This window comes from Streptomyces prunicolor, from assembly GCF_045162825.1.
Lineage (GTDB): Bacteria > Actinomycetota > Actinomycetes > Streptomycetales > Streptomycetaceae > Streptomyces > Streptomyces prunicolor.
In genome coordinates this window covers 4,473,333-4,486,058 of the sequence record NZ_CP108676.1, presented here as the reverse complement: position 1 = coordinate 4,486,058, position 12,726 = coordinate 4,473,333, and the positions used below count along the sequence as shown (strand labels likewise).

Sequence of the window (12,726 nt, the reverse complement as noted above, 5' to 3'; positions counted from 1 at the left end):
CCTGGGGAAGGGGGTTTCGTGGTTCGCATCCGAGTCCTGGTCGTCGACGACCATCGCATCTTCGCCGAGTCGCTCGCCGCGGCACTGGCCGCCGAGCCCGATGTCGACGTGTCCGCGGCCGGCAGTGGTCCCGCCGCGCTGCGCTGCATGGAGCGCGCGAACGCCGAGGGCCGCAGATTCGACGTCCTGCTCGTGGACGCCGATCTGGGCGGTAACGTGCCAGGCGTCCGGCCCGCCGTGCCTGTACAGGCGGGCAACGAGGACGGGCTGGTGGACGGGATCTCCCTGGTCGCCGGGGTCCGTTCGGCCCAGCCGAGCGTACGGATGGTCGTGCTGGCCGAGAAGGACGATCCGCGCCGGGCCGCGTTGGCCCTGCAGGCCGGGGCCTCCGGCTGGGTCGCCAAGGACTGCTCGCTGTCCAGGCTTTTAACCGTCATCCGAGGGGTGCTTCGCGACGAGACGCACCTGCCACCCGCCCTGCTGACCGGCGTCCTACGGGAGTTGACGGCCGCTCGTAAGCACCGCACCGAGAGCGAGCGCCTGGTGGAGTCCCTCACGCCGAGGGAACGGGAAGTGCTGCGCTGCATGGTGGCCGGACTGGGGCGCAAGGCGGTCGCCGAGCGACTGTTCCTTTCCCCGCACACAGTCCGGACGCATATGCAAAACGTGCTCGGCAAACTGGGCGTCCACTCCACCCTCGCGGCGGTCGCGCTGGCGAGGCGTGCGGGGGTGGGTCCGGTCGACCTGGCCGGGGATGTTGTCGAACGGGGCGGTCAACTGGCTTAGCGGGCTTGCCTGTTCGGCCTGTTCGCTCTGTTGGGCGCGGGGGAGCTCTGCACGTGCTGGGCAGACTGGGCGTCCACTCCGCCCTCGCGGCGATCGCACTCGCCCGGCGTGCGGGGGCGGGACCCGTCGACCTAGCCGGGGATGTTGTCGAACGGGGCGGTCAACTGGCGTAGCAGGCCTGCCAGTTCGCCCCGTTGGGCGCGGGAGAGTTCCGCGAGGATCGCGCGCTCCTGTGCCAGCAGGCCGGCCAGGGCCTGGTCCGCGCGGTCCTGGCCTTCCTCGGTGAGGCGGACCAGTACACCCCGGCGGTCGCTGGGGTCGGGGAGCCGCTCGACCAGGCCCTTCTGCGCGAGCCGGTCGATACGGTTCGTCATCGTGCCGGACGTGACCAGGGTCTGGGTCAGCAGCTGGCCGGGGGAGAGCTGGTAGGGGCTGCCCGCGCGCCTGAGCGCCGTCAGTACGTCGAACTCCCAGGGCTCCAGGCTGTGCTCGGCGAACGCCAGCCGACGGGCCCGGTCCAGGTGCCGGGCCAGTCTGCTCACCCGGCTGAGCACCTCAAGTGGCTCCACGTCGAGGTCGGGGCGCTCCCGGCGCCACGCTGCGACAAGCCGATCGACCTCGTCCTCCATGACGATCAGTGTAGTGGTTGTGTCGACATGAAGTCTCTTGATATCAAGCCTCTTGATGCAGAGTCTCTTGACATCAAGATATATGGGCGGGGAGAGTGGACGGCATGACGACTTGGGACCCCGCGCAGTACCTGCGCCACGCCGACCACCGCGCCCGCCCGTTCACCGACCTCCTCGCCCGGGTCACCGACGTACCCGGCACCCCGCCCCGGATCGCCGACCTCGGCTGCGGCCCCGGCAACGTGACCACCGTCCTCGCCGACCGCTGGCCCACCGCGCACATCACCGGCTACGACAACTCACCCGAGATGCTCGCGCAGACCGCCCCCTACGCCGGCCCCACCACCGGCGGCGGCAGCCTCGACTTCGCCCACGCGGACGCGACGGACTGGGCGCCGACGGAGCCGTACGACCTGATCGTGTCGAACGCGGCGTTGCAGTGGGTGCCGGGGCACCTGGACCGGTTCGGTGACTGGGTGTCCGCGCTGGCGCCCGGCGGCACCTTCGCCTTCCAGCTGCCGGACAACATCGACGCGCCCCTGCACGCCCTGATGCGCGAACTGGCCGCCACCGCACGCTGGAAGGGACGGCTGGGCGAGGTGCTGCGCCGCGAGGACTCGGTCCACACCCCCGGCGTCTACCTCGACCGGCTGGCCCGCCTGGGCTGCGCGCCGGACGTCTGGCAGACGACGTACCAACACGTCCTCGCGGGCGAGGACCCCGTTCTCGACTGGGTCAAGGGCACGGGCCTGCGCCCCGCCCTGACCGCCCTGGCGGACGACCCGGAGGCACGGGACGCCTTCGTCGCCGAGTACCGCGACCTGCTCCGCGAGGCGTACCCGACGGCGGAGTACGGCACGGTGCTCCCGTTCCGGCGCTTGTTCGCGGTGGCCCGCAAGGGGGCGTGAGGGGTGCTCGCGGCCGTGGATCACGTGCAGTTGGCGGCTCCGGCGGGGTCGGAGGACGCGCTGCGGGCGTACTACGTCGACGTCCTCGGGATGACCGAGATTCCGAAGCCGCCTGTGCTGGCTGCGCGGGGTGGGTGCTGGTTCGGGGCGGGGGCGGTCCAGCTTCACCTGGGGATCGAGGCTGACTTCCGGCCCGCGAAGAAGGCCCACCCCGGACTGCGGGTGATCGACATCGAGGCGTACGCGGCCCGGCTGAAGTCCCTTGGGGCGTCCGTCACTTGGGACGAGGACCTGCCTGGGTACCGGCGTTTCTACTCCGAGGATCCGGTGGGGAACCGGCTGGAGTTCCTGGAGCCGGACGCCTGATCGGTGTTTGCGTCTCGCCCTCGCGGCTACCCGGTCGGTGGCGCCGAGTACCGAGTACCGAGTTTCCATCCGACCGGGAGTTGATGAACCGTGGCGAAGGACGAGAAGGCCAAGGCCAAGAAGGAACAGGCCAAGGGCAAGCTCAAGGAGACGGTCGGCGGGGCCGTGGGCAACGAGACGATGAAGGCCAAGGGGCAGGCCGAGAAGTCCAAGGGTGACGCTCGGCAGGCCAAGGAGAAGGCGAAGGACGCCTTCAAGCGCTGACGCCGGAAGCGGTGAGGGGCCCCTGCCGGACGGCAGGGGCCCCTCTTGCTTGCTGCACTACGGGTTCAGCTTTTTCGGCGCCCTATCAAATGTGGCTTCGACTCCAACCCGTCCAACCCGTGCCACGCCAGGTTCACCAGATGGGCCGCGACCTCCGCCTTCTTCGGGCGGCGGACGTCCAGCCACCACTGGCCGGTCAGGGCGACCATGCCGACGAGGGCCTGGGCGTAGAGGGGGGCGAGTTTCGCGTCGAAGCCCCGGCTCTTGAACTCGCGGCCCAGGATGTCCTCGACCTGGGTCGCGATGTCCGAGATGAGGGACGCGAAGGAGCCGGTGGACTGGGGGATGGGGGAGTCGCGGACCAGGATGCGGAAGCCGTCCGTGTACTCCTCGATGTAGTCGAGGAGGGCGAAGGCCGCCTGTTCGCAGAGTTCGCGGGGGTGGCCGGCCGTCAGGGAGCTGGTCACCATGTCGAGGAGGCGGCGCATCTCGCGGTCCACGACCACCGCGTACAGGCCCTCCTTGCCGCCGAAGTGCTCGTAGACCACCGGCTTGGAGACCCCGGCCTTCGCCGCGATCTCCTCCACCGACGTGGCCTCGAAGCCCTTCGTCGCGAACAGCGTGCGACCGACCTCGAGCAGTTGGGCCCGGCGCTCCGCTCCCGTCATCCGGGTGCGGCGCGCGCGTCGGGGCTTCTCGTTGCTCGGGGTGCTGCTGGGATCGGTCGCCACGGCGTCAATCATGCCGCCTCCGCCGACTCCTTCCGGGGCTGAGAGCCGTCCGTACCGGAGATACGGCGCGAATCGATACGCGAGCGTGACGGCCAGCGCACGTCATAGGCCCAGCCGAGCTGCTCGCACCAACGGATGATCCGCGCCGATGAGTCCAGCTGGCCGCGCTCCACACCGTGCCGCGCGGACGTCGGGTCGGCATGGTGCAGGTTGTGCCAGGACTCGCCGCAGGACAGGATCGCCAGCCACCACACGTTGCCCGAGCGGTCACGGGACTTGAAGGGGCGCTTGCCGACCGCGTGGCAGATCGAGTTGATCGACCAGGTGACGTGGTGCAGCAGGGCCACCCGCACGAGCGAGCCCCAGAAGAAGCCCGTGAACGCGCCCCACCAGGACATCGTGGCCAGTCCGCCGATCAGCGCGGGCAGCGCGAGCGAGAGCATCGTCCAGTAGATGAAGTGGCGGGAGATCGTCCGGATCGCCTTGTCCTTGATCAGATCCGGCGCGTACTTGTCCTGCGGAGTGCGCTCCTCGTCGAACATCCACGCGATGTGCGCCCACCACAGGCCCTTGATCAGCGCCGGCACGGTCTCGCCGTAGCGCCACGGCGAATGCGGGTCGCCTTCCGCGTCGGAGAACTTGTGGTGCTTGCGGTGGTCGGCGACCCAGCGCACCAGCGGCCCCTCGACCGCCATCGACCCGGCGATCGCGACGGCGATCCGCAGCGGGCGCTTCGCCTTGAAGGAACCGTGCGTGAAGTACCGGTGATAGCCGATCGTCACGCCGTGGCAGCCCAGGTAGTAGAAGAACACCAGGAGGCCGAGGTCCAGCCAGCTCACCCCGCCCCAGCTCCACGCCAGCGGCACCGCCGCGAGCAGGGCCAGGAACGGGACGGTGATGAAGAGGAGAAGAGTGATCTGCTCCAGCGACCCCTTCCTCTCGCCGCCCAGGGTGGCGGCGGGGAGCGGAGTGCCGTCGTCGTTCGCCCGCGGGGCGTCGTCGATCACATCGGAGCTCGTGGTCATGGGCGTCCCCTGTGGGGTTCGGAGGTGGAGGCGGAGCGTCGGACGGCGGGAGCCGGGCAGCAACAGTTCAGCACGGACTTCCCTACGGTTCCGTAACCTACGGCGACGTAAGTATGGCAGCGCGTCGACCGGTGGACGAAGCCCGTGAGACCGCGCGTCAGAGTGGACACCTATCCTGGGTGTCGGTCGGACAGCGCGGTCCGCTCTGTTTTCTTCCCGGATGTCCGTCCCCTATGCGGCACCCGCCGCGGGACCGCCGTCCGGGTTCCCTCCAGACGAGCTTCAAACACTGCAAGGAGCCGCACCTGTGAGCAGTGCCGACGACCAGGCCACCACGACCAACCATGAGCTGCGCGCCGACATCCGGCGACTGGGCGACCTGCTCGGCGAGACCCTCGTCCGGCAGGAGGGCCCCGAGCTGCTCGAACTGGTCGAGAAGGTCCGCCGCCTCACCCGGGAGGACGGCGAGGCCGCCGCCGAGCTGCTGCGCGGCATAGAGCTGGAGACCGCCGCCAAGCTGGTCCGCGCCTTCTCCACCTACTTCCACCTGGCCAACGTCACCGAGCAGGTGCACCGCGGCCGCGAGCTGCGCGCCCGCCGTGCCGCCGAGGGCGGTCTCCTCGCCCGTACGGCCGACCGCCTCAAGGACGCCGACCCCGACCACCTGCGCGAGACGGTCAAGAACCTGAACGTCCGCCCGGTCTTCACCGCGCACCCCACCGAGGCCGCGCGCCGGTCCGTCCTCAACAAGCTCCGGCGCATCGCCACGCTCCTGGAGACCCCGGTCATCGAGTCCGACCGCCGTCGCTACGACACCCGTCTGGCCGAGAACATCGACCTGGTGTGGCAGACGGACGAACTCCGGGTCGTCCGTCCGGAACCGGCCGACGAAGCCCGTAACGCCATCTACTACCTGGACGAGCTGCACGCGGGCGCCGTCGGTGACGTCCTGGAGGACCTCACCGCCGAGCTGGAGCGCGTCGGCGTCAAGCTCCCCGACGACACCCGCCCGCTCACCTTCGGCACCTGGATCGGCGGCGACCGCGACGGCAACCCGAACGTGACCCCGCAGGTCACCTGGGACGTCCTGATCCTCCAGCACGAGCACGGCATCAACGACGCCCTGGAGACGATCGACGAGCTGCGCGGCTTCCTCTCCAACTCCATCCGCTACACGGGCGCGACGGAGGAGCTGCTGGAGTCCCTCCGGACCGACCTGGAGCTGCTGCCCGAGATCAGCCCCCGCTACAAGCGCCTCAACGCCGAGGAGCCCTACCGTCTCAAGGCCACCTGCATCCGGCAGAAGCTGGAGAACACCAAGAGCCGCCTGGCCAAGGGCACCCCGCACGAGGACGGCCGCGACTACCTCGGCACCGCCGAGCTGCTGCACGACCTCACCCTGATCCAGACCTCGCTGCGCGCCCACCGCGGCGGCCTCTTCGCCGACGGCCGCATGGACCGTACGATCCGCACGCTCGGCGCGTTCGGCCTCCAGCTCGCCACCATGGACGTACGCGAGCACGCGGACGCCCACCACCACGCGCTCGGCCAGCTCTTCGACCGGCTCGGCGAGGAGTCCTGGCGGTACGCCGACATGCCCCGCGAGTACCGCGCGAAGCTGCTCGCGAAGGAGCTGCGGTCGCGGCGGCCGCTGGCCCCCACCCCCGCGCCCGTCGACGCGGCCGGTGAGAAGACCCTCGGCGTCTTCGAGACCGTCAAGAAGGCCCTCGCCGTCTTCGGGCCCGAGGTCATCGAGTCGTACATCATCTCCATGTGCCAGGGCGCCGACGACGTGTTCGCCGCCGCCGTCCTCGCCCGCGAGGCCGGGCTGATCGACCTGCACGCCGGGTGGGCGAAGGTCGGCATCGTGCCGCTCCTGGAGACCACGGACGAACTGAAGGCCGCCGACACGATCCTTGAGGACATGCTCTCCGACCCGTCCTACCGGCGGCTCGTCGCGCTGCGCGGGGACGTCCAGGAGGTCATGCTCGGGTACTCGGACTCCTCCAAGTTCGGTGGTATTACGACGAGTCAGTGGGAGATCCACCGGGCGCAGCGGCGGCTGCGTGACGTGGCGCACCGGTACGGCGTCCGGCTCCGGCTCTTCCACGGTCGCGGCGGAACCGTCGGCCGCGGTGGCGGTCCGTCCCACGACGCGATCCTCGCCCAGCCCTGGGGCACCCTGGAGGGCGAGATCAAGGTGACCGAGCAGGGTGAGGTCATCTCCGACAAGTACCTGGTGCCGTCACTGGCCCGCGAGAACCTCGAACTGACCGTCGCGGCCACCCTCCAGGCCTCCGCCCTGCACACCTCGCCCCGCCAGTCCGACGAGGCCCTTGCACGCTGGGACGCGGCCATGGACCTGGTCAGCGACGCCGCCCACGCCGCCTACCGCAGGCTGGTCGAGGACCCGGACCTGCCGACGTACTTCCTCGCCTCCACGCCGGTGGACCAGCTCGCCGATCTGCACCTGGGCTCGCGGCCCTCCCGCCGCCCCGGCTCGGGCGTCTCGCTCGACGGACTGCGCGCCATCCCGTGGGTGTTCGGCTGGACCCAGTCCCGGCAGATCGTGCCCGGCTGGTACGGCGTGGGTTCAGGGTTGAAGGCGCTGCGCGAAGCCGGTCTCGACACCGTGCTCGACGAGATGCACGAGCAGTGGCACTTCTTCCGCAACTTCATCTCCAACGTCGAGATGACTCTCGCGAAGACGGACCTGCGGATCGCCCAGCACTACGTCGACACCCTCGTCCCGGACGAGCTGAAGCACGTCTTCGACACGATCAGGGCCGAGCACGACCTGACCGTCGCCGAGGTGCTCCGCGTCACCGGTGAGACCGAACTCCTCGACGCCACCCCGGTGTTGAAGCAGACGTTCACCATCCGCGACGCCTACCTCGACCCGATCTCCTACCTCCAGGTGACGCTGCTGAAGCGCCAGCGAGACGAGGCGGCGGCCGGCGCCGAGCCCGACCCGCTGCTCTCGCGGGCCCTGCTCCTCACCGTCAACGGTGTCGCGGCGGGCCTGCGCAACACCGGCTGATCCACAGGGAGATGCCCCCGTGCACGCGAGCGCACGGGGGCATCCTCATGTCCTGACGTATGTCCTACGACCGTTCAGAGCGCCAGGAACGCCGCCGTCAGCAAGACCATCCCCGTCCCCGCCAGCACCCACGCGGCCCGGGTCAGCCGCAGCCCGCCCGCGACCACCACCGAGGCGAGCAACAGGGCGCCGCCGAGGGGCACCCAGGCATAGAGGATGCCGGCGGGACCGGAGCGCATGACCTCGTCGGTGCCCGGCTTCACGACCACCGTGTACGTCTGGCCCTTCTTCACCGCGACCGTGTGCTCGATGACGACCTTGGCGCGGGCCTTCGATCCCGTCGAGACCGGGGTGTACGGGCCGGTGCAGGTGTCGTCGCCGCACGCGGTGACCTCGATGGTGCCGCTCTCGCGGCCCTTGGTCAGCATCACGTTGTGCGCGGTCGGCCAGGAACCCCACAGCCCCGCGATCAGGATCAGCACGGTGACCGTGCCCATCGCCGCGAGCCGTCCGAAGTTCAGGGCGGCGAAGGCGCCGGGGGAGGCGGAGGCTGCGGGTGACATGGCGGGGATCATTGGCCATACCCGCACGCGCGGTCAACTCCCGCGAGGGACAAGCGGGTTAAGTCAGCCAAGTCGGGCAAGGGGGGTGAGTCGGGTAAGTCGGACGGCTCAGGAGTTGTACGCGCTCTGCGCCCGCTCCAGGCCCTCGCTCACCAGACACTCCAGGGAGTCGGTCGCCCGGTCCACCAGGAAGTCCAGTTCCTTGCGTTCCGTGGAGGAGAAGTCCTTCAGTACGAAGTCGGCGACCTGCATCCGGCCCGGCGGGCGTCCGATGCCGAAGCGCACCCGGTGGTAGTCCGGGCCCATCGCCTTCGTCATCGACTTCAGACCGTTGTGGCCGTTGTCGCCTCCGCCGAGCTTGAGGCGCAGGGTGCCGTAGTCGATGTCGAGTTCGTCGTGCACGGCGACGATGTTCGCGAGCGGCACCTTGTAGAAGTCGCGCAGCGCGTTGACCGGGCCGCCGGACAGGTTCATGAACGAGGTCGGCTTGACCAGGACGACCCGGCGGCTCGCCGGACCCGGCGCTCCGATCCGGCCCTCCAGGACCTGCGCCTGCGCCTTACCGGCCCGCTTGAACTTGCCGCCGATCCGCTCGGCGAGCAGATCGGCCACCATGAAGCCCACGTTGTGCCGGTTGCCGGCGTACTCGGGGCCGGGGTTGCCGAGTCCCACGATCAGCCAGGGGGCATTGGCGTCGGTCGTCACGTCCATGTCTCCTTGCTGTGCTTTTCGGGGCCCCCGGGGACCCTCGGCAGCCAGCCGCTGCTCCCGGTGGGAACAGCGGCTGACACAGTGGTGAAGGTGAGGATCAGGCCTCGGAGCCCTCGGCGTCGGCGTCGGCGGACGCCTCCTCCGCCTGGGCGGCCAGGACCTGGAGGACGACCGCGTCCTCGTCGATCGCCAGCGTGGTGCCGGCCGGGAGCGGGATGTCCTTGGCGGCGATGGCGGCACCGGCCTCCAGGCCCGCGATGGACACGGTGACCGACTCGGGGATGTGCGTGGCCTCGGCCTCGACGGTGATCGTGCTCAGCACGTGCTCCAGCAGGAAGGAGCCCGGGGCCAGCTCGCCCTCGGTGTGGACGTAGACCTCGACGGTGACCTTCTCGCCGCTCTTCACGGTGAGCAGGTCGACGTGCTCCAGGTAGCCCTTGATGGCGTCACGCTGGACGGCCTTCGGGATCGCGAGCTGGGTCGTGCCCTCGATGTCCAGGGTGAGCAGGACGTTCGGGGTACGCAGGGCGAGCTGCAGCTCGTGGCCCGGCAGGGTGATGTGCAGCGGGTCGACACCGTGGCCGTAGACCACGGCGGGGACCTTCTTGTCACGGCGGATACGGCGGGCGGCGCCCTTGCCGAACTCGGTGCGGGTCTCGGCGGCGAGCTTGACGTCGGCCATGGTCACTCCTCGTAGAACAGTCGGGGAAGGTGGTCACCCGGCCGAACATCGGCCTGCTACGAAGAGCGCGTCGATAACGGACCGCCGTACGAACTTCTTGCGAAGCGGTACGGCCTCCCTCGCCGAGCAACTGTGGCAGCTTACTCGGCGGGGAGGCCGTACCGGAAATCGATCTATGACGGGCGGGGTCAGTGCTCGTCGAAGAGGCTCGTGACCGAGCCGTCCTCGAAGACCTCGCGGACCGCGCTCGCGATGGTCGGGGCGATCGACAGGACGGTGATCTTGTCGAGGTCGGCGCCCACCTCGCCCGGGGTGGGGAGGGTGTCGGTGAGGACGAACTCGCTGACGCGGGAGTTCTTCAGACGGTCCGCGGCGGGGCCGGAGAGCACGCCGTGGGTGGCCGTCACGATGACGTCCTCCGCGCCGTGCGCGAACAGGGCGTCCGCGGCGGCGCAGATCGTGCCGCCGGTGTCGATCATGTCGTCGACCAGGACGCAGACGCGGCCCTTGACCTCGCCGACGACCTCGTGGACGGTCACCTGGTTCGCCACGTCCTTGTCGCGCCGCTTGTGCACGATCGCGAGGGGCGCGCCGAGGCGGTCGCACCAGCGGTCGGCGACACGCACGCGGCCGGCGTCCGGGGAGACGACGGTCAGCTTGCTGCGGTCGACCTTGGAGCCCACGTAGTCCGCGAGGAGCGGGAGGGCGAAGAGATGATCCACGGGGCCGTCGAAGAAGCCCTGGATCTGGTCGGTGTGCAGGTCGACGGTGAGGATGCGGTGGGCGCCCGCCGTCTTCATCAGGTCCGCGATGAGGCGGGCCGAGATCGGCTCGCGGCCGCGGTGCTTCTTGTCCTGGCGGGCGTAGCCGTAGAAGGGCACGATGACGGTGATGGAGCGGGCCGACGCGCGCTTGAGCGCGTCGATCATGATGAGCTGCTCCATGACCCACTGGTTGATCGGAGCCGTGTGGCTCTGGATCACGAAACAGTCCGCACCGCGCACCGACTCCTCGAAGCGGACGTAGATCTCGCCGTTCGCGAAGTCGAAGGCCTTCGTCGGGACTACCCCGACACCCAGCTGCTGGGCGACCTCCTTGGCAAGCTCGGGGTGGGCGCGGCCGGAGAAGAACATCATCTTCTTCTCGCCGGTCGTCTTGATCCCGGTCACAGCACTGTCTCCTCAGAGGTCATTCAACTGGGTGTGCGTTTATCACGGTACGCCGTGTTCGACGCGCCCGTTTCCGGTCAGTTCTCGCTCTCGCCCTGGCGGGAAGCCGTTTCCGCGGCCTTCGCCGCCGCGCTGCCCGGACGCTTGCGGGCCACCCAACCCTCGATATTCCGCTGCTGGCCACGGGCCACGGCCAGCGAACCCGGCGGTACGTCCTTCGTGATCACGGAGCCGGCGGCGGTGTAACTGCCGTCCCCGACCGTGACGGGTGCCACAAACATATTGTCCGAACCCGTGCGGCAGTGCGACCCCACGGTGGTGTGGTGTTTGTCCTTGCCGTCGTAGTTCACGAAGACGCTGGCGGCACCGATGTTGGTGTAGTCGCCGATCGTCGCGTCCCCGACATAGGAGAGGTGCGGGACCTTCGTGCCCTCGCCGATCGTCGCGTTCTTCGTCTCGACGTACGTCCCGATCTTGCCCTTGGCGCCGAGCCGGGTGCCCGGGCGGAGATAGGCGAACGGGCCGACGGACGCCTGCGGGCCGATGTGCGAGCTGACGGCGACGGTGTTGTCGACGCGGGCGCCGGCCTCGACGGTGGTGTCCGTCAGGCGGGTGTTGGGGCCGACCTCGGCGCCCTCGCCGATGCGGGTGGTGCCGTGCAGCTGGGTGCCGGGGTGGACGATCGCGTCCTGGCCGAAGGTGACGTCGACGTCGATCCAGGTCGTCGCCGGGTCGATGACGGTGACGCCGGCGAGCATGGCCTCGGTGAGCAGCCGGTCGTTGAGGATGCGGCGCGCCTCGGACAGCTGGACGCGGTTGTTGATGCCGGCGATCTCGCGGTGGTCGCCCGCGACGGAGGCGCCGACCCGGTGCCCGGCCTCGCGCAGGATGCCGAGGACGTCGGTGAGGTACTCCTCGCCCTGGCTGTTGTCGGTGCGCACCTTGCCGAGCGCGTCGGCGAGCAACTGCCCGTCGAACGCGAAGACTCCGGAGTTGATCTCGCGGATCGCGCGCTGCGAGTCGGAGGCGTCCTTGTGCTCGACGATCGCGGTCACTGCGCCGGAGGCGCCGTCGCGGACGATCCGGCCGTAGCCGGTCGCGTCCGGGACCTCGGCGGTCAGGACGGTCACCGCGTTGCCGTCGGCGGAGTGGTTGGCCGTGAGGGCGCGCAGGGTCTCGCCGCGCAGGAGGGGGGTGTCGCCGCAGACGACGACCACGGTGCCGTCGACGGTGCCGAGCTCTTCGAGCGCCATGCGTACGGCGTGACCCGTGCCGTTCTGCTCGGCCTGGACCGCGGTCCGTACGCCGGGGTCGGTCGCGCCGAGGTGGGCGGTCACCTGCTCGCGGGCGTGGCCCACGACGACGACCAGGTTCTCCGGCTCCAACTCGCGGGCGGCGGCCAGCACATGACCGACGAGGGTCCGGCCGCAGAGCTCGTGCAGGACCTTCGGTGTGGCCGACTTCATACGGGTGCCCTCACCCGCTGCGAGGACGACGACGGCTGCCGGGCGAATGGCGCTCACGGGTTTGCCCTTCGGCTTCGGAATGCTGGGGGGTGGACATTCGCAGGATACCGGGGCGTTTCATGGGGGACATGAGAGTGGGCCCTGACAGTGCTGTCAGGGCCCGAAGTGGGGTGCGGGGGGAGGGAGTTGCTCAGGTGTCGATCAGTCGCGATCGGTTTTCGCTCCCCCGCCAGGACTCGAACCCGGACAAATGGCACCAAAAGCCACGGTGCTGCCAATTACACCACGGGGGATCAAACTCGTGAGAACCGGACATTTAGCCTGGTCGCCGAGTGGGCACAGAACACTATGCCGTACGCGATGCCCTCCGTGCGACGGGACTTGTC

13 protein-coding genes and 1 tRNA gene are annotated in these 12,726 nt (G+C 69.7%); 5 read left to right on the top strand and 9 right to left on the bottom strand.

The genetic code is table 11. The features are described from left to right. The first annotated feature begins 18 nt into the window (after positions 1–18). Complete coding sequence (locus OG588_RS20170) at positions 19–786, top strand: response regulator transcription factor (protein WP_033284298.1); 768 nt, start codon at positions 19–21, stop codon at positions 784–786. Positions 787–917: 131 nt separating this feature from the next. On the opposite strand, the gene OG588_RS20165 is transcribed toward OG588_RS20170, so the two are convergent. Continuing rightward, a complete protein-coding gene (locus tag OG588_RS20165; RefSeq protein WP_019064646.1) occupies positions 918–1,415 on the bottom strand; it encodes a MarR family winged helix-turn-helix transcriptional regulator in 498 nt (165 codons plus the stop codon). Positions 1,416–1,519: 104 nt separating this feature from the next. On the opposite strand from OG588_RS20165, the gene OG588_RS20160 reads away from it, so the two are divergent. From OG588_RS20160 to OG588_RS20150, 3 genes are all read left to right on the top strand, one after another. Beyond that, positions 1,520–2,323, top strand: a complete 804-nt coding sequence (locus tag OG588_RS20160; protein WP_405948500.1) for a trans-aconitate 2-methyltransferase — start codon at positions 1,520–1,522, stop codon at positions 2,321–2,323. A 3-nt stretch (positions 2,324–2,326) separates the two neighbouring features. Beyond that, positions 2,327–2,689 (top strand): VOC family protein, encoded by a 363-nt coding sequence (locus OG588_RS20155; RefSeq protein ID WP_405948499.1) that lies wholly within the window; start codon positions 2,327–2,329, stop codon positions 2,687–2,689. A gap of 90 nt (positions 2,690–2,779) precedes the next feature. Next, positions 2,780–2,953 (top strand): CsbD family protein, encoded by a 174-nt coding sequence (locus tag OG588_RS20150; protein ID WP_019064643.1) that lies wholly within the window; start codon positions 2,780–2,782, stop codon positions 2,951–2,953. A gap of 65 nt (positions 2,954–3,018) precedes the next feature. Here OG588_RS20150 and OG588_RS20145 read toward each other — a convergent pair whose 3' ends face one another. Together OG588_RS20145 and OG588_RS20140 are read right to left on the bottom strand one after the other, a co-directional pair. Then, positions 3,019–3,696, bottom strand: a complete 678-nt coding sequence (locus tag OG588_RS20145) for a TetR/AcrR family transcriptional regulator (RefSeq protein ID WP_019064642.1) — start codon at positions 3,694–3,696, stop codon at positions 3,019–3,021. Then, positions 3,693–4,709 carry an acyl-CoA desaturase gene (locus OG588_RS20140; protein WP_405948498.1) on the bottom strand — a complete coding sequence of 339 codons (1,017 nt, stop codon included), beginning with the start codon at positions 4,707–4,709 and terminating at the stop codon, positions 3,693–3,695. The genes OG588_RS20145 and OG588_RS20140 overlap by 4 nt, the downstream gene beginning before the upstream one ends. Positions 4,710–5,016: 307 nt before the next feature. Between OG588_RS20140 and ppc the strand changes: the two genes are divergently transcribed. Further along, the gene (gene ppc / locus OG588_RS20135; RefSeq protein WP_405948497.1) at positions 5,017–7,749 is read left to right on the top strand and encodes a phosphoenolpyruvate carboxylase; all 2,733 of its coding nucleotides are present in this window, start codon (positions 5,017–5,019) and stop codon (positions 7,747–7,749) included. Positions 7,750–7,823: 74 nt separating this feature from the next. On the opposite strand, the gene OG588_RS20130 is transcribed toward ppc, so the two are convergent. The 6 genes from OG588_RS20130 to OG588_RS20105 form a co-directional block, all read right to left on the bottom strand. Then, positions 7,824–8,324 (bottom strand): hypothetical protein, encoded by a 501-nt coding sequence (locus OG588_RS20130; RefSeq protein ID WP_405948496.1) that lies wholly within the window; start codon positions 8,322–8,324, stop codon positions 7,824–7,826. A gap of 96 nt (positions 8,325–8,420) precedes the next feature. Beyond that, positions 8,421–9,023, bottom strand: a complete 603-nt coding sequence (gene pth, locus OG588_RS20125) for an aminoacyl-tRNA hydrolase (RefSeq protein WP_405948495.1) — start codon at positions 9,021–9,023, stop codon at positions 8,421–8,423. Between the two features lie 97 nt (positions 9,024–9,120). Next, complete coding sequence (locus tag OG588_RS20120; protein WP_405948494.1) at positions 9,121–9,705, bottom strand: 50S ribosomal protein L25/general stress protein Ctc; 585 nt, start codon at positions 9,703–9,705, stop codon at positions 9,121–9,123. Positions 9,706–9,893: 188 nt separating this feature from the next. Next, on the bottom strand, positions 9,894–10,874 hold the full coding sequence (locus tag OG588_RS20115; protein ID WP_019064636.1) for a ribose-phosphate diphosphokinase: 981 nt from the start codon (positions 10,872–10,874) through the stop codon (positions 9,894–9,896). Between the two features lie 77 nt (positions 10,875–10,951). Then, a complete protein-coding gene (gene glmU, locus OG588_RS20110; protein ID WP_405948493.1) occupies positions 10,952–12,397 on the bottom strand; it encodes a bifunctional UDP-N-acetylglucosamine diphosphorylase/glucosamine-1-phosphate N-acetyltransferase GlmU in 1,446 nt (481 codons plus the stop codon). Between the two features lie 164 nt (positions 12,398–12,561). Further along, positions 12,562–12,633 (bottom strand) — tRNA-Gln (locus tag OG588_RS20105). Positions 12,634–12,726 lie beyond the last annotated feature (93 nt).